Origin of the sequence: Niallia sp. M35 (assembly GCF_050971705.1) — a bacterium.
GTDB lineage: Bacteria > Bacillota > Bacilli > Bacillales > Cytobacillaceae > Niallia > Niallia circulans_A.
The window spans coordinates 16,897-38,709 of the sequence record NZ_JBPCEP010000027.1; the positions used below are offsets into that span (position 1 = coordinate 16,897).

Consider the following 21,813-nt stretch of genomic DNA (forward strand, 5'->3'; position numbering starts at 1 on the left):
AAGGAGAGAGAAGATGAATAAGCTTAAACAGTTGTATAGGCATACTGGCGTCCGGTTTGCTTTACAGACTTGTTTTTATTTGACTATCCTCATTACCTTATTCTTGCTGTATGGCTTCCATACGGCCAATACAGGCAACTATATTTATAATGATTTCTAAATGGAGAAGATAATAAAATGAAACTTTTAACTCGTATTGCGCAGCATGCGGTAAAAAAATCAGAACAGATAGCATATCGTACAGAAGACCAGATGCTGACTTATGGATTGCTCTGGGATAAATCAAGAAGGCTGGCAAGCTTATTACATGCCATTAAGCTTAAGCGGCAGACGCCAATTGTAGTGTATGGACATATGGGAATAGATATGCCGGTATCGTTTCTCGCTTGTGTTCAAGCCGGCCATCCTTATATACCGGTAGATACATCGATTCCAATCGAACGGGTGCGTCTTATTGTCGAAAAATCTGGCGCTGGGGTGGTAATTAATACGACAACTAGCAAGCTGGATTTTGAAGGTGTTATAGTTTTACAGATGCTAGAAATGAATTTGGAACAAGTAGAGCATATTGGAGAAGAGTACTGGGTCCAAAGTGATGAGGTTTTTTATATCATTTATACGTCTGGCAGTACTGGAAATCCCAAAGGAGTTCAAATAACTGCAGCGAATCTACAATCCTTTACCGATTGGATGACAGGGGACTTTCCGCTAGGGGAAGGAAAGGTATTCTTGAACCAGGCTCCCTTTTCATTCGATTTGTCTGTAATGGACTTTTATCCAGCCTTACAGAGTGGGGGTACCATTCATACGCTGGAGAAAGAAGTAAGCAATAAACCGAAGCTTTTGTTTGAGAACTTAAGTCATTCGTCTATACAAATATGGACATCGACACCATCTTTTGTGCAAATGTGTTTTCCTAACCCAGATTTTAATCAAAAGATGCTTCCAGAGCTTGAACTATTCCTTTTCTGTGGGGAAGTACTGCCACTTGCTGTAGCCACGGAGCTGAAGGAGCGCTTCCCGAAAGCGAGAATTTTTAATACCTATGGACCTACAGAGGCAACAGTAGCGGTGACATCTATTGAAATTACGGAAGAATTGCTTGCAGAAGAGAAGGCTCTGCCAGTAGGCTATCCAAAATCGGATATGCGTGTTTTCGTTTTGGATGAATTAGATAATCCGCTCCTAGAAGGAGAAAAAGGTGAACTTATTCTTGCAGGGCCAAGTGTATCAAAAGGATATCTTGGTGAGCCGCAACTGACAGAAAAGGCATTTGGCATGATAAACGGAATGAATGCATATCGTACCGGAGACGCAGGGTTCATTCAAGACGGAGTGGTGTACTGCCAAGGAAGAATGGATTATCAGATTAAGCTGCATGGCTATCGGATGGAACTGGAAGAAATTGAATTCCACCTGAATCAGTCTGAATATATTAAGACTGCCATTATTATTCCTTATGCACCAAATGAAGAAATTGAATACTTGATTGCGGCAGTTGTTCCAGAGAATCATGACTTTGATAAGGAATTCAAACTGACTGCTGCTATTCGTAAGGATCTTGCCTTGCGCTTACCAGCATATATGATTCCTCGTAAATTTACGTATCATTCTTCTATTCCAATGACGATAAATGGAAAAGTAGACCGTAAGAAGATGAAGGAAGAGGTACTAGCATGACCCCGTATAGTTCTTTCCTTTTCTTTATTATTTTAGGTATCTTGCTACTGCCGACGATAATCCTCGGTATAAAGGGCAAGAACCTGCGTTTTTACAATGTATTTGTTTCTATTGTTGTACTGGCCATTATCTTTTCTAGTGGGAATGCAGGCTTTTTCTCATTAGTAGTTTTCACTATCCTTCAAGTAATATTGGTAAAAGGCTATATTCATTATCGCCAGGAAAAGAATAGTAGTCTCATATTTTATGTAATAAGCTTTCTATCCATTCTGCCTTTAATTTTATCTAAAGTCTTGCCTATTTTGGCAGTGGATAATTGGGCGAGTTTTCTAGGTATCTCTTATCTGACATTCCGAGCTGTCCAAATTATTATTGAAACAAGAGATGGATTGATTAAAAATCAGCTTTCGATTTTTCAGCTTGTTAATTTTATGTTATTTTACCCGACCATTTCATCTGGGCCGATTGACCGTTTCCGTCGATTTGAGAAGGATGAGAATAAGCGTTGGACACCAGAGGAATATAGAGAGCTGCTTTATAAAGGGATTAACAAAATCTTCCTTGGATTTTTGTATAAATTTATAATCGGCTATTGCATTAATGCATATTTCATCATGAATTTAACTTATATTTCAGATGGTAAGCTTTCTTATCACCTGCTATACATGTACAGCTATAGCCTATACCTATTTTTCGACTTTGCCGGCTATACGGCATTTGCAGTCGGAGTCAGTTATATAATGGGTATCCGGTCACCGGAGAACTTTAATAAGCCATTTATGAGCCGTAATATAAAGGATTTCTGGAATCGATGGCATATGTCTTTGTCATTTTGGTTCCGTGATTATGTGTTTATGCGCTTTGTTTTCTTAATAAAGAAGAAAAAATGGATAAAGAACAATATGCTCGTTTCAAATTTAGGGTATATTCTCCTGTTCCTTTTGATGGGCGTATGGCATGGATTAGAGATTCAATACATCATTTATGGAGCATATCATGCCCTGATGATGAGCGGTTTTAATTTCTTCGAGACTTGGAATAAAAAACATAAACGCTGGCCAACAGGAAAAGCGATGACAGTGGTTTCTATCATTATTACTTTCCATGTTGTTTGTTTCGGTTTTTATCTGTTTTCCGGCAAACCATTTCAATAAAAAGGGGATCTATATATGAATTTTAAAGAAAAAGTACTACAAGTTATTGCAGAAGTTTGTCAAGATGATGTGGTGAAAGAAGAGCTTGATTTGGATTTATTCGATTCAGGATTGATCGATTCGTTTGGGACTGTAGAATTACTTGTTAAATTTGAGGAACAACTTGAAATCAATGTACCAATTACAGAGTTCGACCGAGATACATGGAATACACCAAATGCTATCGTTGAACGTCTGAATGAGCTGAAATAATGAAGAAGAAATATTTATTTGGACCAATCATTCTTGCATTGGTCCTGTTTGCCGGGGTTGTATTTATACCCACATCATGGCTGGCTAAGCTAGTTCCTGCTGATCGGTTAGAGGAATCTGCAATCAGTTTAGAGCCAAATATGTTCCAAGGAACATATTTGCAAAATGAGATGCTCAAGCGTTCGACCTATGTTCCGATCTATGGCTCTTCGGAGTTGTCACGCTGGGATCCATTTCATCCATCCAATTATTTCGAAGTGAATTCCGCCCCATTCACACCTTATTTAATAGGAAAAGGCGGAATGACGTCAATTATTCATGATTTAAACTTTGCAACACATGCTGCTCAATTGAAGAACAAGCAAATGGTCATTATTGTATCGCCGCAATGGTTTGTAAAGCATGGTACAGATGAACAGCATTTTGCACCAAATTATTCTGCCCTGCAAGCGTACCAGCTTCCATTTAATAAGGATGTGGATGAGCAGGTGAAACGAAAATTGATGGAGCGTCTGATGACATATAGTGCGGTCAAGAACGATACGATACTCTATCAACTTTATGATGCTTATCTAAAAGACAAAAAGACATTGTTTAATATGTTATCCGTTCCTGCAAAGGGGTATATATCCATCCTTAAGAAAAAGGATTTATATTTTACGCTTTTGAAAGATAAACCAACCAATCGACATCAGTCAGCTAAAGTGAAGGATAAGACGTGGGAAGAATTACGTGCACAAGCTGATGCCTATGGCAAAAAACGGACACAGCATTCTCAATTTTACATTGATGATAAAGTATATAAGCATAAGAATGATTATATGAAGAGTATGAAAGGAAAGAACAAAGGTCATTCCTATGCTGAATCGCTGGAGTACGATGATTTTCAGCTGATGCTTGATATTCTAAAAAAGGCAGAAGCTGAACCGCTTTTTGTTATTATCCCAGTTAATGGTGCTTATTATGATTACACAGGCTTTCCTAAAAAAGGTCGACAAGATTATTACAATCGTATAAAGAAACAGATAAGCGATAATGGCTTTAACTATGCTGATTACTCCGGCCATGAGCACGATCCCTATTTTATGAGGGATACGATTCATATTGGCTGGAAGGGCTGGGTTTATTTAAATGAGGATATGCAAAAATTTCTTGAATAGTATTAGGACGATTCACGTATGAAGTGGATCGTCTTCTTCTATTATTTCGGCAAGCGTATTTAGCAAATTTAGATGAGTGAATGAGAAAAATATTCATTTAAAATTGTCATTCTAAATATTCAAGGAGAATCAAGTGAAAAATAGCGTATAATAGGAGCTTACGGAAATAATAAAAGAATAATCCAAAATAAAAGAGGCTTTGTTATGAGTGAAAAAGGTTTTCATGCATTTAATTTAAGTAATCAAATAGTAAAAGCTCTAGATAGTTTAGAATATAAAAATCCAACAGAGGTTCAAAATAAAGTTATCCCCCTTGTGTTAGAGAAGATTGATCTCGTCGTAAAATCTCAAACCGGAAGTGGTAAGACAGCTTCCTATGGAATTCCTATTTGTGAATTAGTGGAATGGGAAGAGAATAAACCACAAGCGTTAATATTAACGCCAACAAGGGAACTTGCTGTTCAAGTCAAAGATGACTTTATTGATATAGGAAGACTGAAGAGGATTAAAGCAACAGCTGTATATGGAAAGCAGCCGTTTGCCATCCAAAAAACAGAATTAAAACAAAAAACACATGTAGTAGTTGGTACACCAGGTCGCGTATTAGATCATATCGAGAGAGGAACATTGACCTTAGAAAAAGTGAACTATCTTGTGATCGATGAAGCGGACGAGATGCTAAACATGGGATTTATTGAACAGGTAGAGGCAATAATCAAGGCTTTACCAAAAAAACGAGTAACTATGTTGTTTTCAGCAACGTTGCCGGAGGCAGTTAAAGAGCTATCGCAACGGTATATGAAAACACCTATTGACATTGAAATCAAGGCAAATGGACTGACTACCGATAAAATTGACCATACGCTTATAAAAGTAGACGAAAAAGAAAAATTCTCTCTTCTTCAAGCCGTAACGATTGTACAAAATCCTGATAGTTGTATTATCTTTTGTCGGACAAAAGATAGGGTGGACATGCTGAGTGACCAATTAACGGACTTAGGATATAACTGTGATCAAATTCATGGCGGGATGGTACAGGAAGATAGGCTAGATGTTATGAATGATTTTAAAAGAGGAGAATTCCGCTATCTAATTGCGACAGACGTAGCAGCAAGGGGCATTGACATTGATAATATCACCCATGTGATCAACTATGATATTCCTTTAGAAAAGGAAAGCTATGTTCATCGTACTGGAAGGACTGGACGGGCAGGTAAAAAAGGCAGAGCCATTACCTTCATGACTCCGTTTGAAGAGAAGTTTTTACAGGAGATAGAAGAATATATTGGCTTTAAAATTCCTATAATGGCTGTTCCTACAGAGGAGGAAATTGCCGATAAGCGGTCTGACTTTGAGGTAAAAAAGAATATCGAGCCGGCGATTAAAAAGGCAAAAAATGAAAAATTAAATAAGCATATTATGAAATTATACTTTAATGGCGGCAAAAAAAAGAAGCTTCGAGCAGTCGACTTTGTTGGAACAATTGCAAAAATAGATGGGGTATCAGCAGAGGATATTGGGATTATTACGATCATGGATACTTTTTCTTATGTAGAGATTTTGAATGATAAAGGACGAATCGTACTCGAAAAGATGAAGAATACGCCGATAAAAGGGAAATCCTTGAAGGTATATGAAGCAAAGAAGGACTGACAAAGACTTTAGAACAGTTCGCAGTCCAGATTGATTAAAAAAAAACGGAGCAGATTGAATACACATAGACTCTTATGGGAGTTGCGAGATAGTTCGAGATTCCCTTCAAACGAGGACTCGCCCCATGGAAGGCAAAGTTTATTCAGTCTGCGGATGATTACTATATAAAAGGGTGGGAAAAATAACCACCTAAATTTCGACAAAAACTTTAAAAAGTAGTTTGACATTCATGCAAATAACACCTATATTAATAGAATGCAAAAAACTAAACTATCTGAATCTTTTCAAAAAATAGTTTAATTGGAGGTCATCTTATGGAAGAACGTCAACAATGGGGGTCACGCTATGGCTTTATCTTGGCGGCTGTAGGCTCTGCAGTTGGTTTAGGAAATATTTGGAGGTTTCCAGCAGTTGCTTATGAGAATGGGGGAGGAGCATTTTTCTTACCGTATTTATTTGCGATTTTAACAGCAGGTATCCCAATATTAATATTAGAATTCACTATCGGACAAAAATTTCGTGGTTCCGCACCACTTTCTCTATTCCGTTTAAATAAAAAAGCAGAGTGGCTTGGCTGGTGGCAGTTGTTAATTGCCTTTGTCATCTGTACTTATTATTCTGTCATTGTCGCATGGGCTATTAAGTTCACTATTTATTCATTTGGGACCCAATGGGGTTCAAATCCGGAAAGTTTCTTCTTCAATGATGTTTTAAAGAGAGCAGATACAGCAGGAACGATTGGCGGGTTAGTTCCTGGTATTGTCATTCCAGTACTTTTTGTATGGGTTGTAGCGTTATTTGTATTGTATCGTGGAGTTTCTAAAGGCATTGAAAAATTAAATAGGATATTCCTTCCTGTTCTTATTGTGATGTTTTTGGTAATCGTTATTCGTGCCTTAACATTAGATGGAGCTGCCCAAGGCTTGAATGCTTTCTTTAAGCCAAACTGGGATATGATTTTGGACGGAAAAGTTTGGATTGCCGCATATGGGCAAATTTTCTTTTCTTTATCGATTGGTTTTGCCATCATGATTACTTATTCTAGCTATCTACCAAAAAAATCAGATATCAATAATAATGCGTTTATTACAGCATTTGCAAATTCTGGATTCGAATTATTAGCGGGGATCGGTGTTTTTGCAGCCCTTGGATTTATGGCTAACCAACAAGGTGTGGCGGTCCAAGATGTAGTCAGCAGTGGAATTGGACTGGCATTTGTGGTTTTCCCAAGCATCATCAATGAATTTCCTAGTATGAACGGATTATTTGGGGTATTATTTTTCCTTTCTCTTGTTTTTGCCGGTTTGACATCCATGATTTCAATCGTTGAAACCTTTATAGCAGGTGTGCAAGAGAAATTTAATGTATCAAGAACAAAAGCAGTATTAACAAGCGGAATTGCTGCAACAGTTATCTCCCTGCTTTTCGCAACAAATGGCGGTTTATATTTACTGGATGTAGTGGACTACTTTATTAATAACTTTGGAATTGTTACGGCAGGATTTGTAGAAGTAATCTTAATTGCATGGTTCTTTAGAGGATTAAACGGATTACAGTCACATACGAATGCTATTTCTGACTTGCGTATTGGTGCATGGTGGAAATTTTGTTTAAGTGTTATAACACCTATTGTTCTAGGCTATATGATGTTTGATAATATTCGCCAAAACTTAAGAGAAAATTATGGAGGATATCCAACAGAATTGATTCTGTCTGCCGGTGTGCTTGTGGTTGCGCTAAGCATCATTATTGGAGTTCTTCTATCCAGAAAAAAATGGAATGCGAAAATAGCTCTAGACAAAAATAAGGAGGTTGCTTAATATGTCAGCTAGTGCAATCACTATGATGATAGTGGGAATGATCATCCTCTGGGGTGGTTTAGCAGCCAGCATCTTTAACGTTGTAAGAGTATCTAAAAAGGCAAAATAATGACTAAAGGATTGGTCCATCATAGCGGCCAATCCTTTTTAAGTGAAGGAACAGTGAAGCTGTTTTGAAGGGTATATCAATTAGAAATCCGAACTTGTTTTCGCTGCTCTAGCCTTTGATAAATCAGTGCAACGATCATTGCGGGCAGACTGCAAGCGAGCATACCAAGAAAGGCATACCTTGGTTCTATTTCGTATAAAAAGCCTCCAAGTATGGTGAATACGGCAGTGCTCCAGCTTAGAGCCAGAGCTGAATATATCCCTTGTGCTTTGGGAATTTGTGCCTGTGAAATGTTGCTAATTAAGTATTTCATAAAGGCATAATGTCCCATTGCAAACGAAAAGGCATGTAAAGTTTGCGCCAGGCAGAAAACAATGACATTAGGAAACGCAAAAATGAATATCCATCGCAGAGAAGAACCCGCTGCTGCTACCGCCAATAACGTACCGACAGAGAACTTACTAAAGTGTTTATCTGCTATGGAAAAAAAGACGATTTCGGCAATGACGGCTATGTTAATGATTACTCCAATGAGATAAATAGGTGCGTGTATATCCTGAAGAAAAATATAGCCATAATTGTAATATGTAGCATGAGCTGCTTGAAGCAAAATGACAATAACAAGTACTAAAATGAAATGCTTGATGCGAAATAGTTGAGACAAACCTATTTTTTCTGTTGGCTTAATTTGTGGCTTTTTCGCTAAAATAGCAGGTGCATTCATAAAACTAAGACCTACGAACCCAATAATCCCTAGTAAGAGCGCCCAAAAAATGATCTCATCCCCAAACTTTCCGGTGAAAATAGTTAATATGACTCCTACTGAAACAAACCCAATAGATCCCCATTGGCGGCTTCTCCCATAGTGTTTTAATTGTTTATTCTGCACAAGGACACTTGCTGCGCTATCTAAAGCTGGCATTAAAGTTGGATAAAACAGATGTAAAATAACCGTTACGAGTAATAGACCGGAAAAAGAGTCTGTTAGCATATAACCACAAATAGAGACAAATGTGCCGACTCCCATGATATTTAATAACAATTTACTACTAAATTTCTCCGACAAATAAGGAAAGGCAAATAATGTTGACAGCCCTCTAGCGATTAAGCCAAGACTCATAATGAAGCTGGCTTGTGAGACGGAGATTCCTTTTGTATAAATTAACCAGCCAGACCAATAAGGCAGGAATATTCCCCAAGTCATAAAAAAACTAAAAAAACGTGTACTCATCCATCGTTGTGTATTCATTCTTATCCTCCTCATTCATTAGCATGGTATCATAGAAGTAAAGATAAATAATAGGAGATATCTCTTATTTATGGAGGCAGAAGATGCAAATTTACAAAGAAGATAAAAAGCAGCAATTTTTAACAAGGACTTCAATTGCTGATCTATTTTCTTTCCAAGTAGAAGAATATATAGAAATTCATGAATATCAGCGGTATGAATGGATTATAAAAGAAGGAATGAGACCGGATTATTTATTTTTTGTAATGGAAGGAAAAGCGAAAATATATGTAACACATCAAAATGGAAAGGTATCTTTAATAAATTTCATTAATGCAAATGACTATATTGGCGAAATGGAATTACTGCATGATGTGTATTATACAAAGGGCATACAAGCATCAACTAAAGTTATTTGTTTTGCTCTTCCATTTTATTATTACCGAACAAAATTATTGGAGGATGCTAAGTTTTTGCGTGAGCTTACAAGGTTTTTAAGTGAAAAGGCAACAGTAATGGCAGCTAAGTATTCGCAAACTCTCGCTTTTCCCCTTGAAAATAGACTTGCAGATTTTATCTTGCAAACGGCAGACAATGGAATTTATAAGGAGAAACATGTAATTGTTTGTGATTATTTAGGGGTATCCTATCGCCATTTGTTATACATGCTTACAAAATTTTGTGAAAAACAATATTTACAAAAGGACGGAAGGAATTATCAAATAAAGGAATATCAGTCTTTAAGGAAACTTGCAGAGGCGTTAAAGAATAAATAATTCACAGGAAAAATTTTTTTAACAAGACAGGGTGAAATTAAATAAGGAAAAAACTAGAAAGGAAAAACGTGTTGACGAATCTTGCCAAAATACGGTACTATTAAAATTAATTGAATAAGACCTCACTTTTTTACAGTGAGGTAGAGGCGCGATATTTAACAGTCTTTAGTGGAGTTTGAGAAGCTATGATGCTAAGGAGAAGGAAATGTCGCCGAAGTTTGTAATATTTCTCCGTATTACATGCTGGGTCTGTAGTTAAGAGCTGCAGGACTGTCTCAATAAACGCCTAGTTTATTGAGTTGTGCTATCTCATTTGGGATAAAGAGAGGACTTTAGGGCTATTGCATATACTACGACCTGAGTTGATCTCAGGTCGTTTTTTTGTTTTAGTAGATTGAAAGAAAAATAGGAGGAGAGACAACATGAGAAACAAATTATTAATGATGATGGTTTTAATGGTCTCAGCCATTCTTTTATTGGCAGGCTGTGGAACAAGCGATAAGTCAGCTTCTGGATCATCAGATGACAATACATTTAGAGTAGGACTGGAAGCGGGATATGCTCCTTTTAACTGGACACAAAACAATGATTCTAATGGAGCTGTTAAAATCAAAGGGTCTTCAGAATATGCTAGTGGATATGATGTGGAAATTGCTAAAAAAGTGGCTGAAGGTCTTGGAAAAGAATTAGTCATTGTGAAAACAGAATGGGACGGGTTAGTACCAGCTTTAGTTTCAGGGAAAATAGATGCTATTATAGCAGGGATGTCACCAACTGCAGAACGTAAAGAAACAGTTGACTTTTCAGATAGCTATTATAAATCAAATTTAGTAATGGTAGTGAAAAAAGGCAGCAAGTATGAAAAGGCTACTTCTATCCAGGATTTTAAAGGCGCTAAAGTTACGGCACAGCTAAATACCTTTCACTATTCTGTCATTGACCAAATTGAAGGGGTAGAAAAAAAGACAGCAATGGATAACTTCCCAGCTATGAGGGTTGCTTTAGAGTCTGGTGTTATAGATGGCTATGTATCAGAACGTCCTGAAGCAGTTAGTGCATCAACTGCAAATGATAAATTTGCAATGGTTGAATTTAAGGAAGGATTTAAAACATCAGAAGAAGACACATCCATTGCTGTAGGGCTGCAAAAGGATAGTGATTTAACAGAGAAGATTAATAAAATCTTAGCAGATATCCCAGAGGAAGAACGTACAAGCATGATGGATAATGCAATCAAAAATCAACCAGCAGCAGAATAAAAAAGAAAAAAACCGGCTGTATATCTTTATACAGGCGGTTTTATATAGTAAGTGAGGAGAAAAAATGAGTCTTGAGTGGATCGTTAAAATAATATTAGAAAACTGGCCGATGTTTCTTCGTGGTGCTGGGTTAACGCTTATCATTGCCTTGATAGGGACCATTATTGGAGCTGCTATAGGATTGATTGCGGGAGTTATCCGCACTATTCCAACACCGGAACGCGGCATAAAAAAGTTTATTTTAAAAGTAATTAATATCATCCTGTCTATCTATATTGAATTCTTCCGTGGAACACCAATGATTGTTCAAGCAATGGTGATTTATTATGGTTCTGCGCTAGCATTTGGTATAGACATGAATGTTTTTGCTGCAGCAATCATTGTAGTCTCCATTAATACAGGTGCCTATATGGCAGAAATCGTTCGAGGGGGAATTATTTCTGTTGATAAAGGGCAGTTTGAAGCAGCACATGCGATTGGAATGAATCATGTGCAGACAATGTGGAACGTTGTATTGCCACAGGTCATCCGTAATATTTTACCTGCAACTGGTAACCAATTTGTTATTAATATTAAGGATACATCTGTATTAAATGTTATCTCTGTTACCGAATTATATTTTGTAACAAAATCAATTTCTGGAAATAACTTTAAGTATTTTGAATCATTCTTTGTAGCTTGTCTAATTTACTTTGTAATGACCTTTATTGTTACGAGAATATTGTTATATATGGAGAGAAAGTTAGAAGGGTCCGATAGCTACACTGTTATCGGAACAGATGCACAACCATTAAGGGGTAAACTAAAATAAGGAAGAAGGTGAATAAGGTTGGACAACAAAATTATTGATATCAAGCATTTGAATAAATCCTATGGGAAACATGAAGTATTAAGAGATATTAATTTTTCTGTTAATAAAGGAGAAGTAGTTTCGATCATCGGTTCCTCTGGTTCTGGTAAATCAACGCTTCTTCGGTGTATAAATCTATTAGAAAAGCCAAGTGGCGGGGAGATACTCTACCATGGCGAAAATATACTGGATGAGAAACATGATGTTGCGGTCTACCGAAAAAATTTAGGAATGGTATTTCAGCAATTTAACTTATTTAACAATCATAACGTACTGAACAATTGTGTAGTAGGACAAATAAAAGTTTTAAAACGCTCCAAGGAAGAGGCCGAAAAGGTAGCAATGCATTACTTAAATGTTGTGGGAATGGACAAGTATATTAATGCAAAGCCAAAACAATTATCAGGCGGTCAAAAGCAGCGTGTGGCAATCGCAAGAGCCTTATCCATGAATCCTGATGTGATGCTATTTGATGAACCTACATCAGCTCTTGATCCAGAAATGGTAGGAGAAGTATTAAAGGTTATGAAAGAGCTCGCACATTCTGGCCTAACGATGATAGTGGTAACACATGAAATGGAGTTTGCGAAGGAAGTGTCAGACAGGGTTATCTTTATGGACAAGGGCGTTATTGCGGAAGAGGGAAGTCCGGAACAAATCTTCCACCATCCTTCACAAGAACGTACGAAGGAATTCCTAAAGCGCACCATTGTACAACCACAAGTTAGCTTATAATACTTGCATGGAAAGACTTGTTAAAGTGGGGTCTCTTTTGTAAGTCATCTGTAAAAGAATCGGATGCAATTAGTATAATTTTCTAATGTCTTCTATGATGAGAAATGGGTTCCGATGATTTAAAGAGAAAAATGGTGATTTCTAGCATGACAGCAGCAGTGACAAGGTGGAGTAGATAGCATAACTAGATAAAGAGAAGTCTATACAAAGGGCTTCTCTTTTTTAGGTCCATTTATAGATGAAATTATAGTTTTGAAGCAACAAATGAAATAACTCATTCAGCTGAAATGTAGCTAACTGAACAAATAAATGAATTGAATTAGGGAATTTTATCGAGAAATCAAAATAAATAATAGAAAAAGATAAACAACAATTTAACTGGCTGTATGTCACTGCTTTAATGAGTGAATGAGAAAGGTATTATGTCATAAAGTGTTGAATATAAGGATAACATCTCTTTTATACGAAAGTAGCTTTAGCAGATGGCAGCTATTCGTAGAGAAAAGGATACTATTTTAATTATGGAGGCACTGAATGAAACAACTCTATATGAAGCAAAAGATTTTTAGCCTTAATGAAAAATTTACAGTCAAGGATCAAGAGGAAAAAGATGTTTATTATGTGGAAGGAAGTTTTTTTAAAATCCCTAAAACCTTCTCCATAAAGGATACAAATAATAATGAAATTGCCCTAATTACCAAAAAGGTCTTTAGCCTTTTACCGAAATTTTATATCGAAATCAATGGGGAAAATGTTTTAACGATTAACAAAGAGCTTTCTTTCTTTAAAGCACGTTACACCATTGATGCTGCTGGCATTGAAGTAAGTGGGAATTGGTGGGATATGGATTTCCGTGTTTTTCAGAATGAGGAAGAAGTCGGCAGGGTGAGCAAAGAGTGGTTTACCTGGGGCGATAGCTATAAAGTGCAGATACTGAAGGAAGAAACGGAAGCAATACTCATTGCTTTGGTTGTTGCAATTGATTGTGTAAAGGCGGACCAAGCAGCTGCATCTTCTGCCTCTGTAGATTAATGAAAAGGGAAGCATAGGGGTGCTTCCTTCTTTTTGTTATAATAATATTTTTAAAGACAAATTAACCAGTGGAGGAATAAAATAATGAGCACCTTGCCTAATTGCCCAAAATGCGAATCTGAATATACATATGAAGATGGAACTTTTTTAGTTTGTCCGGAATGTGCACATGAGTGGACATTCAATAGTAATATAGAGGCAAATGATGATAGCAAAGTTATCAAAGATGCAAATGGAAATGTTTTGAATGATGGAGATACCGTTACGGTTATCAAGGATCTTAAAGTAAAAGGGAGTTCATCAGTTTTAAAACAAGGAACAAAGGTAAAAAGTATTCGCTTAGTAGACGGCGATCATGATATTGATTGTAAAATTGCAGGGTTTGGAGCAATGAAATTAAAATCGGAATTTGTGAAGAAAATATAGACTTTTAAGGCCAAGGCAGTCAAAAGACGGTTCTACTGAGAGCAATTAATATAATTGTCATCGGTAGAACCGTCTTTGTGCGCTTATTTCAAAAAAGATAGGATTATTGATAATAAAGGTCTATTTCATTCCAAAAAGACTTCTGGCATTGCTTCGATCCGTCTCTTTATTCCAGTTCATATTTAGTTCATATTTGTAATTTATTATCACTACATAAGATGAAAGAGGGAGGATTTACTTTGAATCAAGTGACTAATAATAAAAAGATTATAGATAGTAGAGAACTGGCTGTGGAAGCGGAAGGGCTGGTAAAAGTATTTGGCGATAATCGCGCTGTAGATGGTGTGGATTTACAGGTTCGCACAGGTTCTATTTATGGGGTACTTGGTCCTAATGGAGCAGGGAAAACAACTACGATTAGAATGCTCGCAACTTTGTTGAAGGCAGATGCAGGTTCTGCAAAGATTTTCGGCTACGATATAGGAAAGGAGCCACAGCAAGTTCGCCAATTAATTGGTGTAACAGGTCAGTATGCGTCTGTTGATGAATCCCTAAGCGCAACAGAGAACTTAATCATTTTTTCTCGGTTATTAGGTTTAGGGCGTATCGAATCAAAACGTAAAGCAATGGAATTATTAGAAGAGTTTGGCTTAACAGAAGCAGCAAAACGTCCATTGAAAAATTTTTCAGGAGGAATGCGGAGACGACTGGATTTAGCTGCAAGCCTTATTGCACAGCCGCCACTGATTTTTTTAGACGAACCAACTACTGGACTTGATCCACGAACGCGTAATCAAATGTGGGAGACAATCAGGAAATTAGTAAAAGGGGGATCAACAGTCCTGCTGACAACACAGTACTTGCAAGAGGCAGATGAACTTGCAGATCGAGTTGCGGTCATCGATCATGGAAAAGTGGTCGCAGAAGGTACAGTGAATGAGTTGAAGGGGTCTATCGGGACTTCCTCCTTACACTTAAGTATTCAAAATGAACAAAATATGCAAGAAGCTCGCCTGATTGTGGAACGTGTGCTTAACGTTCAATCAGCTGTATCAGCAGAAGGTGGAAAAATTACAGCGCCAATGGCTGATGCGGATAAAGTAACCGATTTGCTTATGACATTAAAGACAGCTGGCATTCCATTGGCTGAATTAAGTGTGCAAAAGCCAACATTAGATGAAGTATTTCTAGCTATTACTGGTTCTAATGCAAATGTAGATAAATCTAGTAAAGGGGAGGGATTAGTATGAGCAGTACTACATTAAAACCAACCAGAGAACAAAAAGTTTACAGAAACTCCACTTTTCGTCAAGCAGTGCGAAATTCATTAACAATGGCCTATAGAGGTTTGCTTAAGATAAAGCGTACACCTGAACAATTATCAGATGTTACCTTACAGCCGATTCTTTTTACTCTTATGTTTACGTATATTTTTGGCGGAGCTATTTCTGGCAATGTGCAAAACTATTTACCGGTTATTATTCCGGGAATTCTCGTTCAAACTGTTATTACAACATCAGTGGTAACAGGTGTCCAGCTCAGGGAGGACATGGATAAAGGAGTGTTTGACCGCTTTAAGTCTTTGCCGATTGCCAGAATTGCTCCTTTAGCAGGAGCATTGCTTGCTGATACTATTCGCTATACCATTGCCACAACTCTTACGTTTACGATGGGATATATTATGGGTTATCGACCAGATGGTGGTATAGGTTTTGTGATCTTGGCAGGAATTCTTGTTATTGTTTGTTCTTGGGCAATCAGTTGGATCTTTGCTTTCTTGGGTGTTATTTCACGAACTGCTTCTAGTGTACAAGGAATTTCTATGATTGTCTTGTTTCCATTAACATTTCTGTCCAATGCCTTTGTTCCAGCAGACACAATGCCTAATTTCCTTCAGTGGTTTGTAAAAATTAATCCTATCTCTCACTTAGTTACAGCAGTTAGGGATCTAACAAACGCAGGAACAATTGGCTTAGATTTCACAATCTCTCTTATTGGAGCAGCCGTAATAGTAGCTATTTTTGCACCGATTACCGTACGTGCTTATATGAGACGCGCATAATTTTTTGAAGGATTAAATGGTAGAATAAAGAATAATCTATGAAGAAGAACGGCTATGAAATTAGCGGTTCTCCTTATTTTTTTAAAAGGAATGATAATATGGCAAAAATACTAGTCGTAGATGATGATCCACATATTAGAGAATTAATCCGTGTCATTCTAACAAAGGAAGGCTTCTCTATTGTGGAGGCAGAAGATGGAGAAGCAGCGATGTCTATACTCGAGCAAGAAAAAATGGATTTAATTATCCTTGATATTATGATGCCGAATATGGATGGTTGGACACTTTGCCGTGAAGTGCGAACCTATTATACAGAGATAATGCCAATCTTGATGTTGACAGCAAAAGGAGAAACATCACAAAAAGTGAAAGGATTTGAACTTGGAGCAGACGATTACTTAGTGAAGCCCTTTGCTCCTGCTGAGCTAGTTGCTAGGGTGAAGGTACTTCTCAAGCGCTACCAAATTAATGTTTCCAATCAGATTAAGATAGGAAATGTCGTGATTAATCGAGACACCTATAAAATTTCTATTGGAGATGATGAAAGTACATTACCTTTAAAGGAATTTGAATTATTATTTAAGCTTGCAACCCATCAAAAGAAAACTTTTTCGCGAGAACAATTAATTGAAGATATATGGGGCTATGATTATGAGGGGGATGAGCGCACCGTTGATGTTCATATAAAACGTCTAAGGCAGCGATTTGCCCAAGAGGACTGTCCCTTTAAAATAACGACAGTTCGCGGTCTTGGTTATCGATTGGAGGTTAAATAGTGAAGTTCTCACAATGGATGAAAAGAATAGCAGGCTTTCTTGCAATTATTATTTTTCTAATGGTATGCTGTTCCTTCTCCTATTGGTTAACAGCATGGTTTTATGAAGCAATCCAAGTAACACCAAGCGAATTCATCAGACAATTAATTAATTGCATTGCCGGATTTTTTCTCTTTGGATGCATAATAGCAGTTATCTCAAAAATCCCGTGGATTAGATCCAAACAGGATAAACACTTATACCCAATCATTCAAGCAATCAAAATGATAGCAGAAGGAAATTTTAATATTGACCTTTCCTATTATAAAAATCAGTTTAGAGAAGGTGACAATGATCATCCTTATTATCAAATAGTAACAAACATTAGTCATATGGCAGAAAAATTAGGAGAAATGGAGGAAATGCGTCAGGAATTTATCTCCAATGTGTCTCATGAAATTCAGTCTCCCTTAACCTCTATTAGTGGGTTTGCTCATGCTTTGAAAAATGATGATTTGAGTCCACAAGAGCGCAATCACTATTTGGACATCATTGAAATGGAAAGCATCCGTTTGTCCAAATTAAGTGAAAATCTATTAAAACTTACCTCTTTAGAATCGGAACATTTACCTTTGGAGCAAAAAGAGTACCGATTAGATCGACAGCTTCGTCGAATTATTCTTGCCAATGAACCACAATGGACAGAAAAAGAAATAGATATGGATATCTCCCTTGCGAACGTAACAATTATGGCAGATGAAGAAATGCTAGATCAAGTGTGGATTAATTTACTACATAATAGTATAAAATTCACGCCAAAAGGAGGTACTATAACAGTCAAGGCATTTAAATCGGAGAATAAGATTATTACTGTTAAAATAAAAGATACAGGAATTGGCATGGAGCAGGATTCGCTCATGCATATATTTGAACGCTTTTATAAAGCAGATAAATCAAGAAGTCGAAATACAGGAGGAAACGGCCTCGGTCTTTCTATTGTCAAAAAAATCATAGACTTGCATAAAGGCGAAATCCAAGTCAAAAGCCAAATAGGAAAAGGAACAGAGATAACAGTAAAAATAGGAAAGCAGAAGGACGGCTCTATTGAGATCAATTAGCCCGACCTCAGTAAGTAGAAACCCGTTCCTCACTTTCTAAACAAGGAGCGATTAGAATGGCTAAGAAGGTTTTCTTAAATGATTTTGCATTAACAGTTTCAAATTTTAAAGAGGCAAAAGTGAAAAGTAAAAAATCAGAGAAGCTGTTAACGGTAGTAAGCTTTGAGTTTAAAGTAAGAGGTGGGGAAGAATACCACGTAGTTACGAAGTTTTTATATGAGAATGTATTCGATGTCAGCATTCCTGATACATCATTGAAATTTAGAGGGGAAATTAATCAGTATTCCACCTCCTATACCAATTTCTCTGATGAAGACAGTACGAGTGATTTCTTTTTAGAATTAATGGAAGTGGAATAAATTTAGAAGGGGTTTAGCAAAACAGATTACCGTTAAGTGGATAGAGCGATCTGTTTTTTTGCTTCTATAAACGGAAAGGGCGGTTATCTCTATGAAATTAAGTATTTTAGACCAAGCACCTGTACTATCTGGGAAGAGTGCGCAGGAGGCACTTAAGGAATCGATGAAGCTTGCTCAATTGGGCGAAAAATTGGGATACACAAGATATTGGATTGCAGAACACCATGATTTCCCTGGTCTTGCTAGTTCTGCCCCAGAAGTGATGCTTGGGTATATCGGAGCCAATACAGAAAAGATCAAAATTGGGGCAGGAGCCATACTATTGCCACACTATAAACCATATAAAGTAGCAGAAACATTTAATATGCTTGCAACGTTATTTCCCGATCGGATTGATCTAGGAATAGGACGGGCACCTGGTGGATCTGCCGAAGCTTCGATAGCTCTTTCTGGGAATTTCTTAGAAAATGTCCGAAATATGCCTAACTCAATTAAAGATCTTCTCCATTTTTTATATAATAATTATCCAACAGATCAGATGTTTTCAAAAATAACAGCCCATCCTTTTCCGGATACTCCTCCTGTTCCGTGGATTCTCGGAACAAGTGAAAAAAGTGCTATTCAAGCAGCAAGTTATGGGACTGCCTATGCATTTGGCCATTTTATGAGTGACAAAGATGGAATCGAGATTGTCAACACTTACAGAAATGCTTTTCGACAGAGCAGCGGTCTCCAAAAACCACAAGCTATCATAACTGTATCGGTTATCTGCGCAGAAACCTCCGAACTAGCAGAAGAGCTTGCTTTAAGCTGGTTCCTATCGAAAATCCAAACAGATAAAGGCGAAAAAAATAACGGGATTCCCACTCTTGAAGAAGCAAGAAATTATTCTTTTACAAGCGATGAGAAAGAAAGAATACAAGAAATGCGCAAAAAGATGATGATTGGAAACCCAAAAGAAGTGAAACAACAATTAGCTGAGTTGCAGTCTGCCTACAGTGTTGATGAAATCATGATTGTAACCATTACTAATAGCTATGAGAGACGAATAAAGTCATATGAGCTAATTGCCAAGGAAGTTTGGTGAAAAAGAAAGGAGGTATTTAAGTGAAATTAAGTGTACTTGATCAATCTGTAATAAGTAAGAATGGGAATGCGAGCATGACTCTCGCAAATACCATTAAATTGGCAAAACAAACAGAGGAGCTTGGCTACACTCGTTTTTGGGTTGCGGAGCATCATAACTCAAATGGCATCGCTGGTACCTCCCCGGAGATACTTATATCGAGTATTGCTGCTCAGACAAACAGAATTCGTGTGGGCTCAGGGGGCGTTTTACTGCCCCAATATAGTCCTTTTAAAATTGCAGAAGATTTTAAAGTGTTAGAAGCACTTTATCCGAATCGAATCGATTTAGGAATTGGCCGTTCTCCAGGTGGGTCTACCCCAACTCGTTTGGCTCTTACAGATGGGATTAGAAAAAGCCTAAATGAATTTCCTCGCCAAGTAACGGCACTTCAAGAATTTCTTATAGGTTCTTCGCTTGATTATGAGGTTCAAGCTTATCCTTCTGTTGAAACGCAGCCAGAAATGTGGATGCTCGGTGTCTCACAACGGGGAGCTAGATTAGCCGCTGAAAAGGGAACTGCTTTTACTTATGGCCACTTTATAAACCCGATTAGCGGAAGTATTGCCATGCAACATTATAGAGAGAACTTCCAGCCGTCTAGTTTTCTTGCAAATCCGCAGGCAAATGTATGTGTATTTGTTGTTTGTGCACCTACCCAAGAAGAAGCCGAAGAAATGGCATTAAGCCAAGATTTATGGCTGTTAGCAATCGAAAAAGGACAAGATACTTTCCTTCTTTCCAAGGAAGAGGCAAAAAATATAGTGCTTTCGGAAGAAGATAAAGCAATCATAAGAAAAAATCGCAAACGGGCCATCATTGGAACCCCAGGAAAAGTTAAAGAAGAGCTGCTCCGATTAAGTAAAGTCTACCAAACCGAAGAAATGATGATTATTACGAACATTTATGATTTTGAAGAAAAAATGCAATCCTATACACTGCTGGCAGAAGCGCTTCTTTGAAATTTTCATGTAAACACTTGATAAAATTAGCTATAATAATGAAAAAGGGGGTGCTTACAGTTGGAGAATCACATACGATTGTCTGATACTACTTCCACTCATGCAAAGCCTATTATTAGAAAGGCGATACTTTGCATGGGGCGAAACAACTAATTTTATCGCTGACTAATATTTTGGCTTTGCACCTTATTTTAGACAAAAATAAAAAATAAGGGAGCGGGCAAAATTGAAGTATACGAACGCAATGAATGTTTTACCTGAAAAGCTTATTTTGGAAATTCAAAAATATATCCAGGGCGAGACCTTGTATATTCCAAAGCAAGAAAATGCCCATAAGAAGTGGGGTACTTCAAGTGGGGGAAGGCTAATGCTGGATCGCAGAAATAATGCGATAAAAGCTGCCTTTGCAAATGGAAGCAGCATTCAAGCATTAGCGAAGGAATACCATCTCTCCACAGAAACAATTAAGAAAATCGTCTATTCACATAAAAATAAAGAATAGCACTGGTGAGCTTTCATCAGTGTTTTTTTTTATGTAAAAATCGTTTCTTAGTCATCTTTTCCATTTTAGAAAAAGAGTGTCTTTACTAAAATAGGAAGAGAGAACATCCCATTAATAGGAGAGAATGAAATGACAGAACCATTTATAAAAAATGAACAATTGAATTTTATCAAAAAGCAAATTTCCAACATTAAAGATAGTATGAATAAAAGTTTACCTAAACCAGTGTTAGCTGCAGTAATCGACTTAGCTCAGGCGAAAATATTTGAGCTTTTTCCACAAGCAACAAGCTCTCAGCAAGAGTTATTGAATATTTCCAAATGGAAAACAAAGGATGAATATGAACAATATATAGAGCGACTTGCAACGTATGTATTGCCATTTCCAAAAATTACAGAACAACAGTTAAAAAAATTATTCCCAAAGCAAAAGAAATTAAGATTACCTGATTTCGCAACAATGGACCTTCATAAATTAACCTATTTAAGCTGGATAGATGGAAAATCTAATAGAAAATATATCATTTATGAAATAGATGGAAAATTAGTAGGGATGGAAGGGAAAATGCCCCCGACTAATAAAAAAAATATTTGTTCCTTTTGCAATAGCTTTGGAGAGGTTGCCTATTTTTCAACGATTACCAAAGACAAGAAACCTAAAAATGCGGATTATTACAAGGCTATCGGAAACCTGATTTGTATAGATAGTAGCGAATGCAATAAGAACATAGCCAATACCGCTTATTTGCAAGAATTTTTATTGACCGCAGAGGGTCGACTCTACTGAGGACTCCTC

Annotated in this window: 24 protein-coding genes and 1 riboswitch; of the genes, 23 read left to right on the forward strand and 1 reads right to left on the reverse strand. The window is 37.1% G+C overall.

Annotated features, from left to right (window positions below):
• Positions 1 to 13: 13 nt before the first annotated feature.
• From NiCM35_RS25195 to NiCM35_RS25230, 8 genes are all read left to right on the forward strand, one after another.
• Positions 14 to 160 carry a teichoic acid D-Ala incorporation-associated protein DltX gene (locus tag NiCM35_RS25195; RefSeq protein WP_433780862.1) on the forward strand — a complete coding sequence of 49 codons (147 nt, stop codon included), beginning with the start codon at positions 14 to 16 and terminating at the stop codon, positions 158 to 160.
• A gap of 17 nt (positions 161 to 177) precedes the next feature.
• A complete protein-coding gene (gene dltA / locus NiCM35_RS25200; RefSeq protein WP_095329335.1) occupies positions 178 to 1,680 on the forward strand; it encodes a D-alanine--poly(phosphoribitol) ligase subunit DltA in 1,503 nt (500 codons plus the stop codon).
• The gene (gene dltB, locus NiCM35_RS25205) at positions 1,677 to 2,834 is read left to right on the forward strand and encodes a D-alanyl-lipoteichoic acid biosynthesis protein DltB (RefSeq protein WP_095329336.1); all 1,158 of its coding nucleotides are present in this window, start codon (positions 1,677 to 1,679) and stop codon (positions 2,832 to 2,834) included. Before dltA ends, dltB begins: the two co-directional genes overlap by 4 nt.
• A 15-nt stretch (positions 2,835 to 2,849) precedes the next feature.
• The gene (dltC, locus tag NiCM35_RS25210) at positions 2,850 to 3,086 is read left to right on the forward strand and encodes a D-alanine--poly(phosphoribitol) ligase subunit DltC (protein WP_095329337.1); all 237 of its coding nucleotides are present in this window, start codon (positions 2,850 to 2,852) and stop codon (positions 3,084 to 3,086) included.
• Positions 3,086 to 4,246, forward strand: a complete 1,161-nt coding sequence (dltD, locus tag NiCM35_RS25215; RefSeq protein ID WP_095329338.1) for a D-alanyl-lipoteichoic acid biosynthesis protein DltD — start codon at positions 3,086 to 3,088, stop codon at positions 4,244 to 4,246. Before dltC ends, dltD begins: the two co-directional genes overlap by 1 nt.
• A 204-nt stretch (positions 4,247 to 4,450) precedes the next feature.
• Complete coding sequence (locus NiCM35_RS25220) at positions 4,451 to 5,899, forward strand: DEAD/DEAH box helicase (RefSeq protein WP_095329339.1); 1,449 nt, start codon at positions 4,451 to 4,453, stop codon at positions 5,897 to 5,899.
• Positions 5,900 to 6,213: 314 nt separating this feature from the next.
• A complete protein-coding gene (locus NiCM35_RS25225) occupies positions 6,214 to 7,719 on the forward strand; it encodes a sodium-dependent transporter (protein ID WP_171510222.1) in 1,506 nt (501 codons plus the stop codon).
• A gap of 1 nt (position 7,720) precedes the next feature.
• Positions 7,721 to 7,828 (forward strand): methionine/alanine import family NSS transporter small subunit, encoded by a 108-nt coding sequence (locus tag NiCM35_RS25230; protein WP_123258587.1) that lies wholly within the window; start codon positions 7,721 to 7,723, stop codon positions 7,826 to 7,828.
• A gap of 76 nt (positions 7,829 to 7,904) precedes the next feature.
• Here NiCM35_RS25230 and NiCM35_RS25235 read toward each other — a convergent pair whose 3' ends face one another.
• Positions 7,905 to 9,077, reverse strand: a complete 1,173-nt coding sequence (locus tag NiCM35_RS25235) for an MFS transporter (protein WP_123258586.1) — start codon at positions 9,075 to 9,077, stop codon at positions 7,905 to 7,907.
• Positions 9,078 to 9,160: 83 nt separating this feature from the next.
• Here NiCM35_RS25235 and yeiL point away from each other — a divergent pair, with 83 nt between their 5' ends.
• The 15 genes from yeiL to NiCM35_RS25310 all read left to right on the forward strand — a co-directional run bounded on the left by yeiL (position 9,161) and on the right by NiCM35_RS25310 (position 21,804).
• Positions 9,161 to 9,832: a transcriptional regulator YeiL gene (gene yeiL / locus NiCM35_RS25240; protein WP_433780863.1), complete on the forward strand. Its 672-nt coding sequence runs from the start codon at positions 9,161 to 9,163 to the stop codon at positions 9,830 to 9,832.
• A gap of 133 nt (positions 9,833 to 9,965) precedes the next feature.
• Positions 9,966 to 10,147: riboswitch (Lysine riboswitch) on the forward strand.
• 107 nt (positions 10,148 to 10,254) lie between these two features.
• A complete protein-coding gene (locus NiCM35_RS25245) occupies positions 10,255 to 11,091 on the forward strand; it encodes a transporter substrate-binding domain-containing protein (RefSeq protein WP_371472672.1) in 837 nt (278 codons plus the stop codon).
• 64 nt (positions 11,092 to 11,155) lie between these two features.
• On the forward strand, positions 11,156 to 11,902 hold the full coding sequence (locus NiCM35_RS25250; RefSeq protein ID WP_095329344.1) for an amino acid ABC transporter permease: 747 nt from the start codon (positions 11,156 to 11,158) through the stop codon (positions 11,900 to 11,902).
• An 18-nt stretch (positions 11,903 to 11,920) separates the two neighbouring features.
• Positions 11,921 to 12,676, forward strand: a complete 756-nt coding sequence (locus NiCM35_RS25255; protein WP_433780864.1) for an amino acid ABC transporter ATP-binding protein — start codon at positions 11,921 to 11,923, stop codon at positions 12,674 to 12,676.
• 534 nt (positions 12,677 to 13,210) lie between these two features.
• Positions 13,211 to 13,708 carry an LURP-one-related/scramblase family protein gene (locus NiCM35_RS25260; protein WP_095329346.1) on the forward strand — a complete coding sequence of 166 codons (498 nt, stop codon included), beginning with the start codon at positions 13,211 to 13,213 and terminating at the stop codon, positions 13,706 to 13,708.
• Between the two features lie 84 nt (positions 13,709 to 13,792).
• Positions 13,793 to 14,134, forward strand: coding sequence for a zinc ribbon domain-containing protein YjdM (locus NiCM35_RS25265; RefSeq protein WP_095329347.1), 342 nt, complete (start codon positions 13,793 to 13,795; stop codon positions 14,132 to 14,134).
• Positions 14,135 to 14,373: 239 nt separating this feature from the next.
• Positions 14,374 to 15,384, forward strand: coding sequence for an ATP-binding cassette domain-containing protein (locus NiCM35_RS25270; RefSeq protein ID WP_095329348.1), 1,011 nt, complete (start codon positions 14,374 to 14,376; stop codon positions 15,382 to 15,384).
• Complete coding sequence (locus tag NiCM35_RS25275) at positions 15,381 to 16,196, forward strand: ABC transporter permease (RefSeq protein WP_095329349.1); 816 nt, start codon at positions 15,381 to 15,383, stop codon at positions 16,194 to 16,196. The genes NiCM35_RS25270 and NiCM35_RS25275 overlap by 4 nt, the downstream gene beginning before the upstream one ends.
• 98 nt (positions 16,197 to 16,294) lie before the next feature.
• Entirely contained in the window at positions 16,295 to 16,972 is a 678-nt protein-coding gene (locus tag NiCM35_RS25280; RefSeq protein WP_095329350.1) for a response regulator transcription factor, read from the forward strand.
• Positions 16,972 to 18,069 (forward strand): sensor histidine kinase, encoded by a 1,098-nt coding sequence (locus tag NiCM35_RS25285; RefSeq protein ID WP_095329351.1) that lies wholly within the window; start codon positions 16,972 to 16,974, stop codon positions 18,067 to 18,069. Before NiCM35_RS25280 ends, NiCM35_RS25285 begins: the two co-directional genes overlap by 1 nt.
• A gap of 56 nt (positions 18,070 to 18,125) precedes the next feature.
• Positions 18,126 to 18,428, forward strand: coding sequence for a DUF3219 family protein (locus tag NiCM35_RS25290; protein ID WP_303985644.1), 303 nt, complete (start codon positions 18,126 to 18,128; stop codon positions 18,426 to 18,428).
• 91 nt (positions 18,429 to 18,519) lie between these two features.
• Positions 18,520 to 19,515, forward strand: a complete 996-nt coding sequence (locus tag NiCM35_RS25295) for an LLM class flavin-dependent oxidoreductase (RefSeq protein ID WP_163187323.1) — start codon at positions 18,520 to 18,522, stop codon at positions 19,513 to 19,515.
• A 20-nt stretch (positions 19,516 to 19,535) separates the two neighbouring features.
• Positions 19,536 to 20,516 carry an LLM class flavin-dependent oxidoreductase gene (locus tag NiCM35_RS25300; RefSeq protein ID WP_433780865.1) on the forward strand — a complete coding sequence of 327 codons (981 nt, stop codon included), beginning with the start codon at positions 19,536 to 19,538 and terminating at the stop codon, positions 20,514 to 20,516.
• A 226-nt stretch (positions 20,517 to 20,742) separates the two neighbouring features.
• The gene (locus NiCM35_RS25305) at positions 20,743 to 21,018 is read left to right on the forward strand and encodes a CD3324 family protein (RefSeq protein WP_095329355.1); all 276 of its coding nucleotides are present in this window, start codon (positions 20,743 to 20,745) and stop codon (positions 21,016 to 21,018) included.
• Between the two features lie 129 nt (positions 21,019 to 21,147).
• The gene (locus tag NiCM35_RS25310; protein ID WP_433780866.1) at positions 21,148 to 21,804 is read left to right on the forward strand and encodes a FusB/FusC family EF-G-binding protein; all 657 of its coding nucleotides are present in this window, start codon (positions 21,148 to 21,150) and stop codon (positions 21,802 to 21,804) included.
• The last annotated feature ends 9 nt before the right edge of the window (positions 21,805 to 21,813 follow it).

Excerpts from the sequence above, each read along its gene's own strand:
- NiCM35_RS25260 (WP_095329346.1), top strand. The coding sequence starts at position 13,211 with ATGAAACAACTCTATATGAAGCAAAAGATTTTTAGCCTTAATGAAAAA.
- NiCM35_RS25225 (WP_171510222.1), top strand. The coding sequence starts at position 6,214 with ATGGAAGAACGTCAACAATGGGGGTCACGCTATGGCTTTATCTTGGCG.
- NiCM35_RS25195 (WP_433780862.1), top strand. The coding sequence starts at position 14 with ATGAATAAGCTTAAACAGTTGTATAGGCATACTGGCGTCCGGTTTGCT.
- dltA (WP_095329335.1), top strand. The coding sequence starts at position 178 with ATGAAACTTTTAACTCGTATTGCGCAGCATGCGGTAAAAAAATCAGAA.
- NiCM35_RS25310 (WP_433780866.1), top strand. The coding sequence starts at position 21,148 with ATGACAGAACCATTTATAAAAAATGAACAATTGAATTTTATCAAAAAG.
- dltB (WP_095329336.1), top strand. The coding sequence starts at position 1,677 with ATGACCCCGTATAGTTCTTTCCTTTTCTTTATTATTTTAGGTATCTTG.
- NiCM35_RS25275 (WP_095329349.1), top strand. The coding sequence starts at position 15,381 with ATGAGCAGTACTACATTAAAACCAACCAGAGAACAAAAAGTTTACAGA.
- NiCM35_RS25230 (WP_123258587.1), top strand. The coding sequence starts at position 7,721 with ATGTCAGCTAGTGCAATCACTATGATGATAGTGGGAATGATCATCCTC.
- yeiL (WP_433780863.1), top strand. The coding sequence starts at position 9,161 with ATGCAAATTTACAAAGAAGATAAAAAGCAGCAATTTTTAACAAGGACT.
- NiCM35_RS25245 (WP_371472672.1), top strand. The coding sequence starts at position 10,255 with ATGAGAAACAAATTATTAATGATGATGGTTTTAATGGTCTCAGCCATT.
- NiCM35_RS25250 (WP_095329344.1), top strand. The coding sequence starts at position 11,156 with ATGAGTCTTGAGTGGATCGTTAAAATAATATTAGAAAACTGGCCGATG.
- NiCM35_RS25265 (WP_095329347.1), top strand. The coding sequence starts at position 13,793 with ATGAGCACCTTGCCTAATTGCCCAAAATGCGAATCTGAATATACATAT.
- NiCM35_RS25290 (WP_303985644.1), top strand. The coding sequence starts at position 18,126 with ATGGCTAAGAAGGTTTTCTTAAATGATTTTGCATTAACAGTTTCAAAT.
- NiCM35_RS25235 (WP_123258586.1), bottom strand. The coding sequence starts at position 9,077 with ATGAATACACAACGATGGATGAGTACACGTTTTTTTAGTTTTTTTATG.
- dltC (WP_095329337.1), top strand. The coding sequence starts at position 2,850 with ATGAATTTTAAAGAAAAAGTACTACAAGTTATTGCAGAAGTTTGTCAA.
- NiCM35_RS25295 (WP_163187323.1), top strand. The coding sequence starts at position 18,520 with ATGAAATTAAGTATTTTAGACCAAGCACCTGTACTATCTGGGAAGAGT.
- NiCM35_RS25280 (WP_095329350.1), top strand. The coding sequence starts at position 16,295 with ATGGCAAAAATACTAGTCGTAGATGATGATCCACATATTAGAGAATTA.
- NiCM35_RS25220 (WP_095329339.1), top strand. The coding sequence starts at position 4,451 with ATGAGTGAAAAAGGTTTTCATGCATTTAATTTAAGTAATCAAATAGTA.
- dltD (WP_095329338.1), top strand. The coding sequence starts at position 3,086 with ATGAAGAAGAAATATTTATTTGGACCAATCATTCTTGCATTGGTCCTG.